The sequence below is a fragment of the Stakelama marina genome (assembly GCF_018122655.1).
In the GTDB taxonomy this organism is placed as follows: Bacteria; Pseudomonadota; Alphaproteobacteria; order Sphingomonadales; family Sphingomonadaceae; genus Sphingomonas; species Sphingomonas marina.
This window is the reverse complement of the sequence record NZ_JAGRQC010000004.1, coordinates 132,122-147,801: the sequence shown is the minus strand read 5'-3', so window position 1 is coordinate 147,801 and position 15,680 is coordinate 132,122. Positions and strand designations below refer to the sequence as shown.

The window sequence follows — 15,680 nt, the reverse complement described above, 5'->3', positions numbered from 1 at the left end:
TGGCGCGGGCAACACGGGCCGACGGGCCGCAGGTTGCGGCGCGCCCCGACCGGCCCAAGGGCCTCTCCCGGCGGACAGGGATGAGGCAGAATCAGGACCCGGTGGCGCAAGCAAATCGGGAGCGCTCGAAGATCGCTTCGCCATTTGAGAACCGCCCGACCAGGCGCAACTCACCAAACAAGTCGATGAACCTACCCGAGACCTGGCCAAGCCAGTGCCGTGCTCTCGCCGTTCGTGGGTTGTAGAAGTCGGCCTCCCAGTACCGCGCATCGTCGCGTTCTGCGAGCCAGATCGCGGCAAGGCCGCAATAGGTCGATATGCCGCAATCCGCGAAGGCATTGCGCAGGAGGATACGGTCCTCGCGGCCGCGCCATCCCTCGAAGCGCTCGAAGGAAGGAAAGGCCGCCTTCGTGGTATCGATGACCTCGTCGACTAGGCACTCGTAGGCCCAGTCGACATCGTCGTCTTCGCCGTCATCAAGCAGGCGAAAGGCCACCACGGAGCCGGTTGGATAGCTGACGGAACGTCCCATCTCATTGCTCCTCAGGCTGCATCAACGAGATCGATGTCGGTCTCGCTTTCGTCGGATTGGTGACCACCAAGGTCAAGCAACAGGCTGGCCGCTTCCTCGGCCTTGGCTGCAGCGGTCAGGATCGCGCGCTCGTCCGATTTGAGGATCTTGAGCCAGGACGCGATGTAGCTGGCGTGATGGTCGAGGTGGGTGACCGGAAGCCCCAGTTCAGCGCCTAGAATAGCCGAGGACAGTTCGGCGATCAGTTCTTCGGCAGCATAGGCCTCGCTGCCGAAGCGGTTCTTGAGATCGCGGTCGAGCCGCGAAGCATGACCCGTCCAGTGCGACAATTCGTGTGCGAGTGTCGCGTAGTAGTGGTCATAGGCTTCGAAGAGTTCGGCTGGCGGCATGGTAACGCGGTCACGCAGCGGCTCGTAATAGGCCTGGACACCATGATGCCGCAGGTCTGCTCCGATATGGGCAAAGAAAGCATCGAGCCGGTCTTCGCGTCCTTCGGGCTCCAGCGCGGCAATGAGTGGCTTGGGGTGGTAGAATGCAGGGAGGCCGTCGCACTGGTCGGCATTGAACACGGCATAGGCCTTGAGCACGCGCCGGTTCTCGGTGTCAGCTTCGCCCTCGGCGTTTTCGACCTCCTTGGTGTAGCTCTTGTAGAAGATCGCGATGGTCGACTTTTCGCCCTTGCGGACCTGTCCGCCAAGTTTCTGGCACTGGCGGTAGGTCATCCAGTAAGGCGAGGCGTAGCCGCAGCCATCGGCCACCATCCACAGCCAGAATGTGTTCATGCCTCGATATGGCGTCCCGCAGGAGCGCAAGGGCCGCGAGACCGGTACGCCGCGCCATGGCTTTACCCAAGGTTTTGTGCCTTGCTCTAACTTCTCGACGATTGCGGCGGTGATGCGCCCGGCTGGCGAAGTTGAAGCAGTGCGTCGGGACTTGGTCATGGTAGTTCTCCTGATCGCCGGGACGGACATGCCCCGGTTCAGGAAAAGCAAAGCTCCCTCCCCTCTCCGCCGCTAAGGCAGGCGATATTCAGCGAGAACGCGAAAAGACGGCCCGTCCCCAGAGGGACGGACCGCCCGCCGAGTGACCTGGACCTGTCAGGAGGGGTCAGGCAGCCTGCTCGGCAATCTCGTCAGTCGTAACGTCGTTGACCAGCTCCTCGGCTTCGTCATCAATCGACGCATCTTCCTCGAGATCGGCTGGAACGTCAGCATCAGTGAACCGCATGATCGAAGGCACCCAGGCCTGTGCCCGTTCCTTGACCTCGGCCTCGCCGATGAAGTTGCCCGAGAAGATGCGTTCGGCAGCGCTTGCGAGTTCGGCCTTCTTGGAGGCAGCGTAGCGACTGACCAGTTCCGGACCGCCGGCGGCATCGAGCGCTTCGAGCGTGCGGGCCTTGGCCACGCGGTCGAAGTAGTTCGCCGCCGTGGGACGCCACCAATGCGCGGTCTCGATTTCGAGGAGGGAGCCGAGCGCCTCGTGCATCGGCACCGAGCGCTCGCCTTCGCAGGCAAGGCTGGCGACAAGCGTGCGAGAGACGACATGGCCAAGCCAGGCCGAGCGCGCCTCGTCTGACAGTGCCCGGAATCTCGCAAACCGATCGACATCGCTTTCTTCCGAGCGCCAGCTTTCATCGAGCGACCCGGCGAATTCGGCTAGGGCAGCGCTCGACGGTGCATCCTTGGCCTCGAACCCAGTAACCGGGCCGGAAGCGACAGAGCCGACCAGCGTCGACGCTTTCTTGGCGCGCCAGTCATGTCCATCGGCATCGGCAAGCGTGAAGACCATGAAGTCGAGCGCCAATGCCGGATCGTTGGCGAGATGGATCGCCAGGATGTCGCGGCGCTGCATGGCCAGTTCGTCAAGCAAGCGCTGGGACAACGAGCTTCCCTTGGGCTTCGCCGCTCCGCTCTCTTCAATGGCCTCGACCACGCCTTCGTCAGCGATGACTTCGGTCTCGGTATAGAACTGCGGGACCAGTGCCGGCTCGCCATTGCGTGAGAGGACGAGGAAGGCACCAGCCTCGGATTTCAGCTCGTCGGCAAGCACGGGGGGACGATCATTCAGCGCGCGCATGGCGCGGTCTATCACCACGAGTTCCTGTTCGGCCTTGGCGACCTCGTCCTCATCGCTGTCCTCGTCTTCGAGCACGGCGGCGACGCGGTCGTAGTTGGCCTCGAGTTCGCCAAATTCCTTCGCTTCCTGTTCGGTCATTGGCGCAGGCTCGCAAGGCAGACGGCTCAGACCTTCGACGAGGTCATGGCTGACGTAGTTGCCAAGCGTCGGGCGCACCCAGGCAAGGCCATATTCGAGCGCAGTCTTCTCTGCGGCTTCTTCCATGGCCTTGTGTGCGAGGTCTTCGAGCAGCGCGACATCGATCCAGCTTTCGCTGGCGTCATCGTCGAACAGTTCGCGCTCGATCCGGCCACCTGCGGCGAGGTAGGCGTCGCGTCCGACGAGGACAGCTCGCGGATCACAGCCGCGCACCGTGGAGTCGAGCACCATGCGGCGGATCGTGTCGGGCGTGATCTGGTACCAGGCGTCCTGCAACTCTGCATAGACATGCGCCTGGCGCTCCACGTCGGAAATCGCGCCATAGGCCTTGGCCATGTCGAGCGTGATCGTGCCTTCGGCGAGAGCTTCGAAAACGCAGGGTGCGAGGCTTGCCAGGCGCAGGCGCCCTTCGACGAACCGGACGGTGAGGCCGAAGCGGCGCGCCACGTCTTCGGTGGTAGCCCCCGCCTCGATGATGGAGGCAAAGGCCTGCGCTTCGTCGGCGGGGTTCATCGCGAGGCGCTGGAAGTTCTCGGCAAGGCTGGCCTCGCGCACTTCGCTTTCCTCGCCTTCAATGACGAGGCAAGTGACCTCGTGGTTTTTCGGCAGCGTGCCCTCCTCGGCCAGAGCTTGCAGTGCAGCGAGGCGGCGACCGCCGGCCTCGACCTCGAACTTGCCGCGCTTTCCTTTGCGCACGACGAGGTTCTGCAGCAGGCCGCGCGCAGCAATGTCTGCCCGCAGCTGGAGGTCGGCCAGCACGTCGCTCGACTTGCGAACATTACGCGGGCTCGGGACGAGCTTCTTCAAGGGAATCGACTGGATCATGGGTGTTCTCCTGATGGAATGAGGGCGCAGGTGAGGATCACGAGGCCCACAAGCCCAAAGGGCTCCCTCCACTCTCATTCTGAGATTGGGGTCTGACTGAGGGATCAGGCGGCTAGCGCGGGGAGGATCGACGCGGCTGCGGAGACTGGCACGAACAGCCGCGTGCGGTAGCGGATGATCTCGGTGAAGCAGCCCTTGTTCTTGTACCAGTCGAGCCGGTCGGGCGAGAACCCGGTCAGTTCAAGGCGCTGATCGCCGCCGACCAGCGAGCGCTTCACGGTGAGTGGTTCGTGGCTCGCAAGGCCCAGCGGTTTGCCGCTGGCGATGACGAGCTCTCCGATCTGCTCAGCAGATGGTCCGGCAACGCCGGAGAGGCCAAAGGTCTCGGCGATCGCAGCGAGATCGATATCGAGCACTTCGCGACCGATGATCGACTGGCCGTCCTCGGCAACGAGCCGGGTGACGCGGACATGATCTCCAGGCAGGCGTTTCCAGACCGGAAGCAGCAGCCCTGTGGCGAGATGGACGCGCTCGGTCACCGGTGACTTGGCCGCCTCATCTTCCTCGGCCCGCCAGGCGCTTGTGAATGCAGTGACGCCAATTTCTTCCCAGTGGCTTTCAGCGAGTGCCTCAAGCGTCCAGTTCGCGGACTTGAGCGGTCGCAGCAGGCGTCGGCGTTCGATCACGGCCCCGTCGTCGGCGATGAGGCGCCGGGCAGGAACCGACAGCGCAACCTTGCCCGAGCGCGCATTGCGCATCGGGATCGCGTGCGGACTGCCAATCTCGTGCATCCGAACGAGGCGCTGCAATCGCAGAGGCCGCAGGTGCCTCGTCACTTCTAGCGAGACGAGACGGGTTTCTGCTCCGGTCACTGGGTCGGTGCGGAGGAGTTCGTCGGCGAGGACTGAGAAGCGATCGATCTTCACGGTTTCCAGTCCCTGGTCGAGCGTTCCGGCCTCGCGCGCGGCTTCGATCCGCGCTTCGACGAGGCCGAGATATTCGTCGAAGATCGAATTCTGCAGCGCGATTGGCAGCGCGAGAATGCGGTTGAGCCAGCGCTGAATCGTCGGGAGATTGTCGGTCAGCCCGCCATCGGGATTTTCAAGCCGTAGGCCGGTGCGTTCTACGAAGTTACCGAAGCTCGTGGCTTCGAGCTTGCCGTCATAGAGCAGCTGGAACCAGCGGCTGAGCGCGTCGCGCGCGTAGTCGCTTTCGAGATTGTCTGCCGAGTCGAACAGGTTCTGTCCGCCCGTCTGGCGCTGGCCGCGCGTAAGCGCGCCCAATGCGTCGAGCCTTCGCGCAATGGTCGAGATGAACCGACGCTCGCCCTTCACGTCGGTGGTAACGGGACGGAACAGCGGGGCCGAGGCCTGATTGGTGCGGTTCGTGCGACCGAGACCTTGGATCGCGTTGTCGGCGCGCCAGCCTGGCTCGAGCAAGAAGTGAACCCGGCGCTGCTGGTTCCTGACGCCCAAGTCGGCATGGTAGGATCGTCCCGTGCCGCCCGCATCCGAGAAGACCAGGATGCGCTTGGTGCCTTCCATGAAGCTTTGGGCTTCGGCGACATTGGCGCTGGGGCTACGCCGTTCGAGGCGCTGGTCACCATCGCGGCCCAGGACAAGCCTGCGGGTCCGGCCCGTGACTTCGGCCACGGCGTCGGTTCCGAAATGTTCGATAATCGCATCGAGCGCAGTGGCGATGGGCGGCAGTGCGCAAAGCTGTTCGATCAGCGCGTCACGCGCGGCGATCGCGCGGGGGCAGAAAACGGGATTGCCTTCCTCGTCGCTCATCGCCTCGGAGCGAAGATTGCCGTCCTCGTCGGCGAAGACCTGCATCAGGCGCACAGGGAAGCTCTTGACCAGGTAGTCGATGACATATTCACGCGGTGAGAGATCGATATCGAGCGCTTCGCGATCTTCCACGGTAAGGTCGGCAAGGCGCCGGTCGAGCATAGCCTCGGCGGTCGAGACAAGCTGCACGACGACCGAATGGTCTTCGCCAAGCGCTGCTTCCATCGCGGGGATCAGGCTGGGCAGTTTCATCGAAAGCAGGAGCTGGGCAAAGAAGCGCTGCTTGGTGCCTTCGAAGATCGACAGCGCCGCAGCTTTGGCATTGCGGTTGAGCGTGTCGCCGCTGTCCTCGTCGACCACGCGGGTTGCTTCGAGCGCAGCTTCGAGGTTGCCGTGAATGATCGCCCAGGCATCGGCATAGGCATCGTAGATCCGTACCTGTGCTTCGGTCAGGCTGTGTTCGAGGATCTCGTACTCCACCCCGGCGAAGGACAGCGCACGGGCAAGGTAGAGCCCCTGGGCCTTGAGGTCGCGGGCGACGAGCTCCATCGCCGCAACGCCGCCAGCTCGGATCTCGGTCATGAACGCCTCGTGGGTCGGAAAGGCGGTCTCGGGTCCCCAGAGGCCAAGCCGTGAGGTGTAACCGAGGTTGGCGATATCCGAGGCGCCAGTGGCCGAAGCATAGAGCACGCGGGCGCGCGGCAGATGGTTCTGTAGCCGTAGGCCCGCCATGCCCTGTTCGGATCCTTTGACCTTGCCGCGGGTTGAAGAGCCCCCGAGCGCATTGGCCATCGCATGGGCTTCGTCGAAGGCGATCACGCCGTCGAAATCTACGCCCGCCCAGGCAAGGATCTGGTCGAGCCGCGTGTCTTCGGCGCGGCCCGAGCGCAGCGTCGGATAGGTGACGAAGAGAATGCCTTCGGACATCGTTACGGGGTGGCCAAGTTTCCAGCGTGAGAGTGGCTGAATGTCGAGCGGCAGCCCGCCAAGCGCTTCCCAGTCGCGGCGTGCATCTTCGAGCAGCGCCTCGTTCTTGGTGATCCAGACATGCCGGCGCTCGTCTGCGAGCCATCGGTCCATGATGACCGCGGCGATCTGCCGTCCTTTGCCCGCTCCGGTTCCGTCGCCGAGGAAGAAGCCTTGGCGGTAAGAGTGTCCGTCCTCGGAGAGTTCCAGCGAGGTGCCTTCCTGGCTCACCTTGAACTGACCCGGAAGATCGCGCGCAAATGCCTGGGCAGCGTAGACCAGTGTCTCGCATTGCGCTTCGGACAGAAGGCCCTCGGCCTTCCAGCAAGCGGGAAGGCGCGGTGTGACGTCCGGCTGGGGTGCTGCGACCGAACCCATGGCGACCGATTCCACGAGCGGGGTGGGATGAACCGGCGCACCTTCGAACACGATGCGGCTGGGCCGGTAAGGCAGGTAGATGCCTGCCTGTTCAGGCACCGGCGCGGGGTCGGCGAGAACAGAATAGGCAAGATCGATCGCATTCGCCGTGGCTGCTGGTGTCGCGGCGAACGGCGCCAGCGGCCGCACCGGCGCGCTTTGGGCCGAAGTCTTGCCAACGAGGCGCACTGGCTTGCCGAGCGGCAGGCGATAGATGTTGGCGGAGGTCTGTACGCGTGGCGGAAGCGCAGTGATAAATTCGTGGAGCGAGTTGAGGTCGGCAGTATCTCCGGTGATCGCAGGCGAGGACGCAGTCGGCGTCTTGTCGAACACAACCAGGCGAACGGCGATCCCCGTCCCTGTCCGACGAAACATCTGCTGCAGGCGAACATCGAGGAGCAGCGACGCTTCGTCCTGTTCCTTGGCGAAAATGGAAGCAACGAAGCCTTCGGGCATGATGGCGACAATCCTCGCTCCAGCGGCGGCAGACCGGATCGCGCTGCGCAGGTGGCGCTGCGCCGTATCGCCGTCCTTGCCGCGTTCCTTGCTGCGCGCGAATGGCGGGTTCATCAGCACGACCGACGGAACCGGGCCGCGAAGCAGGTCCGCGATCAATTCCCCGTCATGCGCAGTGATTGTGGCCGACGGGAAGATGTGACTCAGACCGTCTCGTCTTGCCGGATCGATCTCGTTGAGGAGCAGCGAGGCGTTCTGGACGCTGCCCCAGAGCGCAATGGCGCCATTGCCGGCGGATGGTTCGAGTAGCGTTTCGTGCGCAGAGATAGCTGCGGCCTTTGCCATCAGCCAGGTCAGCATTAGCGGGGTCGAGAACTGCTGGAGCTCGACCTGTGCTTCGCTGCGAACGTGCCGGGGCGGCAAGGCTGCTTCGAGCCAGTCGAAGCGCGCTCCGGCTTCGTGCACGTTCGTCGCCAGATCGATCCGTGAGGACTTTCGCAGCCAGAGCAGTGCGCCGATCTCGACCGCGTTGTTGTAGTCATCGATGGTCCAGGCGCTTCCCCAGTCCAAGGCCCCGGTCTCGTCGGCTAACAACACGGAAATGTCGGCGCGGGTAAGATGACGTCCCGAAGCGAGAAGTTCGGCAACTCGGGTGCCGATAGCGTAGGACAAAGGCGTTGACGGCAACTGCTCGCCGGCGGGAAACAGGTCTGATTGAAACATGGCAATTCGTCCTCCTGATGAAGGCATCGGGACACGCCCTCTGCCGGATCAGGAATTCGAGAAGCCCTCTCTCCTCTACGGCGCCGCCTTGCGGCGCAGCCATGCTGTGAGTTCGTCGTTCCAGTCGGTGTCGCGTGAGGATGGTTTGCAAACGTGGATCGTCCGCGCATCGCGGGCATAAGCTGCCAGGCCACGCGACGCGGCCAGCTCGCCGCCAGCATCGTGATCGACGAAGAAGTGAAGCTCGGTCACGCTCTCAGGCACGCTCACGAGACCGAAGCGCTCATTGCCCAGGGTCGCCCAGACGGGAATGCCGGTTAGCGCATAGGCCGACATCGCGCTCTCGATACCCTCGGCGAGGCCTAGCTTGCCGGAGGCCGGAGCGAACAGGCGGACAGCAGCTTCGCCGAGCGCGCCGAGCGCGCGCTTCGGTTTGTCGAAATCGGCCTTGGCATTGCCCGAAAGGAACGTGCGATGGATGGCGATCGGCCCCTCGTCGAGGCTGACCGCCGCAATCATGGCGGGCAAAAAGCGGGTGCGTCCCATCGGACCAAGCGGCGTTCGCGAATGAAAGCGGAGCGCCGAAGATGCGGCCAGGATGCCGCGGCTCTCAAGATATGCCCTTGCCGGACTGGCACGCAGTGGCTGTGCATCGCGCCAGATGCGCAAGGCAGCGGTCGAAGGCTTCGCTGCAGGACCAGTGTCCATCGTGGGATCAATTGGACCTCCCGAGAACAAGGCCGACGCCGGTACGCCTTCACGCGCTAGCGCTGCGAGCACGGAATTCTGATCGCATCCGGCAAAGCAATGGAGGAGAATGGCACCCCGCCCGAGCGATATGCCGAGCGAGGGTGTGCGGTCGTCATGTGCGGGGCAACGAGCCATGCCCTTCGTGCCGGACCATTTGCCGCCACGGCTTTCGCAGATGCGGCGGGCGGTTGCTTCCAAAGAGCTTATCTTGGTGAAATATAGGTGGGACATAGCACATCGCGATCCTTTCGGTTCGCTCACAAAGGCCCCCTCCCCTCCAGCCTTCCTGTATTGTGAGAGCAGGTTGGAAAGGAGTCACTTCTGCGCTTCGACCCCGTCGGTTTGAGCGTCGCATCGCCATTGTCGCTCAGCCGCGAGGTATACCTATCTGCCGCGGCGGCTTCTCACTTGCGCCATTGATTCTTATTGCTGCCCCATGTCTGGGTCAGTTCAGATCATGTGATAACTTGCGCCCCCTATCGAGAATTTTGATCCGATCTTTCCTTCTGTAAAGCGCGTCGCGCCTTCGGAAGGTAGTCACGCCAAGTCCGCAGATGAGTGATATGGCTGATTTTTCCGGGCTTGCTCATTCCCGCCATCGCAGCAATCGCCATTCTGCCATGGCCAACCTTACCTGCCTCACGAGCGAATAATGTCTTCGCGCGTTCGATTTCCTCATCTGAATAATGCATTCGATACTCCTTCGGGTTAAACCTGCGAGAGCGTTCGAACGAAATTCGGCGAACCCTCTGCAGGGTCCGCCGGTTAACCTCCAACTGGAGGACGGGACCTCGGAATTCTTTTCCGAGGCTGTCGATCAGTGCCGACATGCGTGACGTTTGCGATATAGTCGCTGAGACAATTCGCGCAACTGCACAGCGACTTTTGAAGTACAATGGTCAAGCCACGGCCTAGCGACCGCTCACCAGCGCCTCTCCACTCAGCCATGGCCATTGTAAGCCTTGTGCAGGAGGCGTTGAAGCATCTTCCTTCGGTAAATCTGCTTCTAGCGAAAGAGCACAAAAACATGACATATCATTTCTATTTGCGGAATTTCGCATGATATGTCATATATCAGGCTATGCCCCGTTCGTCTCGAGCTGCTAGCGGACTACCGCCCCAGAGCCAACGTGCGATTACACGGCTAGGCAAGGATATCGCCCTTGCTCGCCGCCGGAGAAAACTCCCTCAGCGTTTGATGGCCGAGCGGATGATCGTCTCGGTTCAAACGCTGCAACGTCTCGAAGCGGGGGATCCTACCGTGGGCCTCGCGGTTCTGGCGAGCGCCCTTCATGTCCTTGGGATGACACAGCGCCTTGCTGAGTTGGTAACCCCAGACAGTGATCGGGCCGGGATCAGCGAAGATTTGTCCCGCCTGCCCCAAAAGACCCATGCTGTCAGCGACGATGATCTGGATTTCTAGCAAGTCGTGACGACCATCCGCACCTATGTCTTCGTGCATCTAGAGGAGGGGCCTGTTCCGGCAGGCCTTCTCACGATGACCGACGAACCGCGCAACCAGTTTGCTACCTTCGCTTACGGGCGGCGTTATCTGGAACGCGCTGACCGTATTGCGGTCGATCCTGTAGCTCTGCCGTTGCACGAAGCTGGAACTTCTCGAACGTTCAGGACGGAAGAAGGCTTTGCCGTGTTCGGTGGCATTCGGGATGCTGCTCCCGATGGCTGGGGCCAATACCTGATGTACAAGGCGATGGGCGATCGCTTGCCGAGCGAAATCGATCTCATTCTGGCCTCGGGCGAACATCGTGTAGGGGCGCTCGCCTTCGGACCGACATCCGCCCAGCCGGAGAGAATTACGCCATGGGGGGGTGGCCTTGCTCCGGGCGAAGAGTTCACGCTCGCAGAGCTAGCGGAAGCCGCCGAACGCGCGCAGCATGTCGACGAACTCGACGAGAACTTAAGAGCCTTGCTGGCAGCCGGATCATCTCTGGGCGGCGCCCGGCCGAAGGCTGCTACAAAAATCGGCGACCAACCCTGGATCGCGAAATTCCAGAAGCGCGGGGACAGCTTTCCCGAATGCAGAGTTGAACTGGCGACGATGCGGCTTGCCAGCGAATGTGGTCTCGATGTGCCGCCACTCGACTTCCGCTGTGTCCTTGATCGCGACATCTATCTGATCGAGCGGTTCGATCGGATTCCTCACGGCAACTGGCTGGAACGTAGGCCCTTTGCTTCGGGGCTCACAATGCTCGGGGCGCATGAGAGCGAGGTCAGCAGCTTCAGCTATGCCGATCTCGCAGGAGCGATCCGGCAATTCGGAACCGAAGTGCGCCAGGATCTGCACGAGCTATTTCGTCGTATGTTGCTCAATATCCTCGTCACCAATGATGATGATCACCTGCGTAATCATGGCTTCCTGTTCGATGGTGAGGGTTGGCGGCTATCGCCGCTTTACGATGTAGTGCCGAAACCGCAGCTGGGACTGGAGCGACGGCTCGTCCTCGGCGTGGGGCCGGAAGGCCGCAATGCAACGATCGAGAATGCTCTCGCCGGTGCCGCGGTCTTCGACCTCAGCCATGATGACGCGAAAGCAATCGCCGAAAACATGAGCAGAACCGTAGCGACACGGTGGGAACAGCTGTTCACGGAGGCTGGGATAAGCGCGGCTGACCGCAAGCGTTTCGCAACCTGCTTCCGATTGGCAGCGCCTGCATCATGATCGCAATCGCAGAAATCCCTTCATGGGGGCGCGTGCTTGTCAAATTTGACGTGGTGATTACCCGGTGATTGCTAGCCGAGAAAATGGGCATCAAAAAATGCCAATTAATGATTACATATCAGTGCATTACGATGGTATGGCCACTAAGGTCTGGTATTTCCGCTATATCCGCGTTTGAACGACACGGTTCAGAAAATAGCGGCTTCCCAAGATTTCATGTATATAGTGCTTCCCAGCAGGGAGAGCGCCAATGGACCAGGACAAGAATCCCAAGGCCGACAAGGACCGCCGCAAGGGTAGCGACCGGCGGCAAGGTGACGATCCGAATTACAAAGGTCCCGAACGCCGCAAGGGTGATCGCCGCTCGCAGGATTGACCCTCCGTCCGCGTCGCGCGAGCCCGGCCGTCAGGCGCGGTTGCCGCTGCGCGTCCAGCGTCCGCGCAACGCACGGGCGATCCAGCTTGCCACGCCCGGCCGCACGAACAGCCAGTCACGGATCGCTGGCCCCTGTTCGGCGCCGATGACCTTCTTGTACCCGCTGTCGCCCGCGCCCCAATCGACGACCGACTGACCGTCCTCGATCGCGCGAAGCAGGTTGCGGTAATAGAGTATCTTGCCCGGCGAATGTTTGGCGAACGCCGGGTCATAGCTGTTGGCGATGGCGTATTTCAGCGTGCCGGCATTGAGGTCGAACGAAAACGCGGCCGGTTCGCCGCCCACTTTCAGGACCGCCGCCCACATCATTTCGGCGAGTGCCGGATCGGCGGCTGCGGCACGCCAGAATATGCCGTGACCGGTTTGTGTGAACTTGGCGTCGCTGCCATCTGTACGCGCGGCGATCCAGCTCTTTTCCTCGATGGCGGCAAGATCGTCGAATGCACAGTCCGACCATCCCGCGCCGGTCACGAACGACCAGTCGAGGTCGCCGTGCCCGGCGAGATGCTTTTCGTGGAAGCGGTTCTTGCGCAGCGTCGAGTTGCGCGGCCAGGTGCCTTCCGCACGCTTCGCCGCCATGTCGAGCAGGAAGCTGTCGGCGATGAACCGGTCGATCGCCAGCCAGCCGCGCGACCTGGCGGCTTCGCCGAGCAGAACGAGCGAGGGGTCGTCGTCATAGACCGGCCCGAAGCGCAGCGCGTTGACCTCCCGGCCAAGCGCATCGAGCAACGCTTCGAAGGCGCCGACCCCGGCATCGTCGCGCGCCGGAAAGCTGCGGAACGGCCAATAGCTTCCGGGAACGGCGGCGAGCTTGAGTATCGCCGGACCGAACCCGGTGATCGGCAACGCCGCCACGGGCTGGCCCTCGCGCGATACCAGCAGCGTGCGCGCATCACCGCCATACGCCTGCAACGCTGCGGCGAACCAGCCATAGCGCAGGAAACGGTGCGATGCGGGCGCGGCTTCGGCGACGCTGTCGATTGCCGAAGACAGGCCATCGCAGGTCTGCACGGCATATAGCGGCGGCAGACGTTCGAAGTCGGACAGGGGCATCGGCCGGGTCATGTTCGCCGCGATACCAGCCTTGGGTTACCAAGGCGTGCAGATCGTCAGGCGCTCGCCCGGTCTTCGCGCACCCATAAGCGGGCGGCATCGAGGTCGCGCATCGGAAATACGCGGATATCGACCGGCATCAACGCGCCCACCGCCTTGCTGACCGGCCCGATCCAGCCGCTGTCGGTAACAACTGCGGTCCGCGAAAGCTGGCTGAGATGGTCGAATCCCCAGCGAATGTCGCGCCACCATAGCGACGGCTCCATGCCTTCGAAGTCGCGGATGATCTCGACGATGTTGACCTTGCCATGCTGCGCGATCTGGCTTTCGATCTCGGCAGCAACGGCATCATATTGCTCGCGCGAAATCCGACCATCGACGGTAAATTCGATGACGCCGGCTTGCGAATCCGTAACAAAATCGATCATCGGCCACCTTCACCCTTGCGGCCCCCCGGTCGATGACAGCATAACATAGGTGAATGGCTTTTCCTCCCGCCCTCTCGACCGTAGCCGAGACGAGCTTGCGCGCGCCATGCTGCCGGGCCAGCGCCGCGACGGCTTGCGGTTGTCCGCGCCCATTTGCTGACGACATTTTCCTGGAGCACGCCCCTGCATGACGATCGATGTCGAACGCCGCTTGTTGCAGTTGATCGTATCGGTTCTCGTGCTGATTCCGCTCTATGTCGGGTTGAAGAGCCTTGTCGGCGGCCCCGAATGGCTGGGGCATCCGGCGCAGGTGCCCGTCGATCTCGATAGCCACTTCCGCTATCTGTCGGGCATCTTCCTCGCGCTCGGCATCGCGTTCGCCACATGCGTGCCGCACATCGAATGGCGAACCGGGCGGTTCCGCACGCTCGGCTTCATCGTCATCCTCGGCGGAGTAGGCCGCCTGATTTCCTATTTTGCGGTCGGCGCGCCCTCGCAGGGACATCTGATCGGCCTCGGCATCGAACTGGTGATCGTACCGCTGCTGATGCTCTGGCAGATGTCACTCGCAAGCCGCTGGCGCGGCCTGCGAATGCCGATGATCTGAACGCGCGTTAGCGATCGAACCCGTCGAGCGCCGGCCCGCTGTTGGCGCTAGCCGCATAGCCCGGCGCGACCCGCGCATTGGCCTTCTGCTCATAGGCATAGCCCGCATCCAGAAGCTTCGCCTCGCTGTACGGGCGCCCGATGAACGACAGCCCGACCGGCAGTCCCTTCACCAGCCCCATCGGAACGGTGAGGTGCGGATAGCCCGAAATCGCAGGCAGCCCGCTCGAGCTGGGACCGGAGAACTGGTCGCCATAGACGGTGTCCGAAAGCCACGGCATGCCATAGGTCGGCGCGACGATGATCGTCGCCTTCGCGGTCTTCAGCATCGTGTCGATCGCCGTCGCGGCCAGCGTGCGCGATGTCTCGCGCGCGCCTTCATAGGCCGGATCTTCGACGCCCCCGGTCTTTTCGGCCATCGTGAAGATCTCCTGCCCGAAATAGGGCATTTCCTGATCCGCATGCGCCTTGTCGAAGGCGATCAGGTCGGCAAGCGTGCGCGTCTTCACCGCAGCAGGCGTCGATGCGAGATATTTGTTGAGGTCGCTCTTCAGCTCCATCTTGAGGACGTCGAACTCGGCATCGCCCATGCCCTCGGTCTTGGGCCGTTCGACATCGACCAGCGTCGCACCGGCTGCTTTCAGCATCTCGAGCTGCGCATCGAAACGCGATTTCAGCGCATCGGGCATATCGGGGCGCATCACCGCGATCCGCACGCCCTTCAGCGCGTCGGCGGACAGGCCCGCGGCATAATCGGCGCGGTGTGCATCGGCGTCCTTCGTCGCCGGGTCGGCGGGGTCGCTGCCGACCATTGCCGAGAACAGCATCGCGACATCGCGCACGTCGCGCCCCATCGGCCCGGCGGTATCCTGGCTGTGGCTGATCGGTACGATATGCGTGCGGCTGACAAGGCCAATCGTCGGCTTCAGCCCGACCAGACCGTTCATCGACGACGGGCAGGTCACCGACCCGTCGGTCTCTGTGCCCAGCCCGGCAGCCGCGAAGCTCGCCGCCACCGCTGCGCCGGTGCCGCTCGACGATCCGCACGACGTGCGGTCGAGCGCATAGGGGTTGCGCACCAGTCCGCCGACCGCGGACCAGCCCGACATCGAATTGGTCGAGCGGATATTGGCCCATTCGGACAGGTTGGTCTTGGCAATGACGATCGCGCCCGCCTTGCGCAGCAGCGCGACGACCGGCGCGTCCCGATTGGTCACATTGTCCTTCAACGCCAGGCTGCCCGCCGTCGTGGGCAGCGGACCGGCGAGTTCGATATTGTCCTTGATGACGATCGGTATGCCGTGCAGCGGACCGCGCACATGCCCCGCCTTGCGCTCGGCATCGAGCGCCTTTGCTTCGGCCAGCGCCTGCGGGTTGACGGCGATGATGCTGCGCAGGCCCGGCCCCTTGCGGTCCATCGCGGCGATCCGCGCGAGATAGGCGCGAACGAGCTGCTCGCTCGTTACCTGGCCCGTCTCCAGCGCGTGCGACAGATCGGATAGCGAACGCTCCGCGACCTCGGGAAGCGCTGGTTCAGCGGCGGTCTGGGGCGCCGCCGCGACGGCCGTACCGGAAAACGCCGCTACAGCCGCACCCGACATGGCAATCGCAAGCGCGCTCATCGACACCAGCGCCACACGCCGGCCGTTCGACAACATCTTCATGATTTCCCCCTGTTCCAGACTCATCCTTACGCCATCCACCGAATCGCGACCGCGCAACGCAACTGTCATCGAGTTTTCGC

At 62.9% G+C, this 15,680-nt stretch carries 13 protein-coding genes; 4 read left to right on the top strand and 9 right to left on the bottom strand.

Going from position 1 to position 15,680, the window contains the following annotated elements; genetic code table 11:
- Window positions 1–91: 91 nt before the first annotated feature.
- The 6 genes from J7S20_RS13315 to J7S20_RS13290 form a co-directional block, all read right to left on the bottom strand.
- Complete coding sequence (locus J7S20_RS13315; RefSeq protein ID WP_284054735.1) at window positions 92–532, bottom strand: hypothetical protein; 441 nt, start codon at window positions 530–532, stop codon at window positions 92–94.
- 11 nt (window positions 533–543) lie between these two features.
- Window positions 544–1,473: an ArdC family protein gene (locus J7S20_RS13310; protein ID WP_284054734.1), complete on the bottom strand. Its 930-nt coding sequence runs from the start codon at window positions 1,471–1,473 to the stop codon at window positions 544–546.
- Between the two features lie 166 nt (window positions 1,474–1,639).
- Window positions 1,640–3,631, bottom strand: coding sequence for a ParB/RepB/Spo0J family partition protein (locus J7S20_RS13305; RefSeq protein WP_284054733.1), 1,992 nt, complete (start codon window positions 3,629–3,631; stop codon window positions 1,640–1,642).
- A gap of 104 nt (window positions 3,632–3,735) precedes the next feature.
- Window positions 3,736–7,983 (bottom strand): strawberry notch-like NTP hydrolase domain-containing protein, encoded by a 4,248-nt coding sequence (locus J7S20_RS13300; protein ID WP_284054732.1) that lies wholly within the window; start codon window positions 7,981–7,983, stop codon window positions 3,736–3,738.
- Window positions 7,984–8,058: 75 nt separating this feature from the next.
- Window positions 8,059–8,691 (bottom strand): DUF7146 domain-containing protein, encoded by a 633-nt coding sequence (locus J7S20_RS16305; protein ID WP_430980947.1) that lies wholly within the window; start codon window positions 8,689–8,691, stop codon window positions 8,059–8,061.
- A gap of 518 nt (window positions 8,692–9,209) precedes the next feature.
- A complete protein-coding gene (locus J7S20_RS13290) occupies window positions 9,210–9,425 on the bottom strand; it encodes a hypothetical protein (protein ID WP_284054730.1) in 216 nt (71 codons plus the stop codon).
- A 389-nt stretch (window positions 9,426–9,814) separates the two neighbouring features.
- Between J7S20_RS13290 and J7S20_RS13285 the strand changes: the two genes are divergently transcribed.
- The 3 genes from J7S20_RS13285 (at window position 9,815) to J7S20_RS13275 (ending at window position 11,789) form a co-directional block, all read left to right on the top strand.
- Window positions 9,815–10,156: a helix-turn-helix domain-containing protein gene (locus tag J7S20_RS13285; protein WP_200858593.1), complete on the top strand. Its 342-nt coding sequence runs from the start codon at window positions 9,815–9,817 to the stop codon at window positions 10,154–10,156.
- Window positions 10,157–10,231: 75 nt separating this feature from the next.
- Window positions 10,232–11,413: a type II toxin-antitoxin system HipA family toxin gene (locus J7S20_RS13280; RefSeq protein ID WP_284055085.1), complete on the top strand. Its 1,182-nt coding sequence runs from the start codon at window positions 10,232–10,234 to the stop codon at window positions 11,411–11,413.
- A 250-nt stretch (window positions 11,414–11,663) separates the two neighbouring features.
- Window positions 11,664–11,789 carry a hypothetical protein gene (locus tag J7S20_RS13275; protein WP_284054729.1) on the top strand — a complete coding sequence of 42 codons (126 nt, stop codon included), beginning with the start codon at window positions 11,664–11,666 and terminating at the stop codon, window positions 11,787–11,789.
- Window positions 11,790–11,819: 30 nt separating this feature from the next.
- Here J7S20_RS13275 and J7S20_RS13270 read toward each other — a convergent pair whose 3' ends face one another.
- Window positions 11,820–12,902: a GNAT family N-acetyltransferase gene (locus J7S20_RS13270; RefSeq protein WP_284054728.1), complete on the bottom strand. Its 1,083-nt coding sequence runs from the start codon at window positions 12,900–12,902 to the stop codon at window positions 11,820–11,822.
- Between the two features lie 56 nt (window positions 12,903–12,958).
- On the bottom strand, window positions 12,959–13,330 hold the full coding sequence (locus J7S20_RS13265) for a SpoIIAA family protein (RefSeq protein ID WP_284054727.1): 372 nt from the start codon (window positions 13,328–13,330) through the stop codon (window positions 12,959–12,961).
- A 187-nt stretch (window positions 13,331–13,517) separates the two neighbouring features.
- Here J7S20_RS13265 and J7S20_RS13260 point away from each other — a divergent pair, with 187 nt between their 5' ends.
- A complete protein-coding gene (locus J7S20_RS13260) occupies window positions 13,518–13,937 on the top strand; it encodes a DUF4345 domain-containing protein (RefSeq protein ID WP_284054726.1) in 420 nt (139 codons plus the stop codon).
- A gap of 7 nt (window positions 13,938–13,944) precedes the next feature.
- On the opposite strand, the gene J7S20_RS13255 is transcribed toward J7S20_RS13260, so the two are convergent.
- Window positions 13,945–15,537 (bottom strand): amidase, encoded by a 1,593-nt coding sequence (locus tag J7S20_RS13255; RefSeq protein ID WP_284055084.1) that lies wholly within the window; start codon window positions 15,535–15,537, stop codon window positions 13,945–13,947.
- Window positions 15,538–15,680 lie beyond the last annotated feature (143 nt).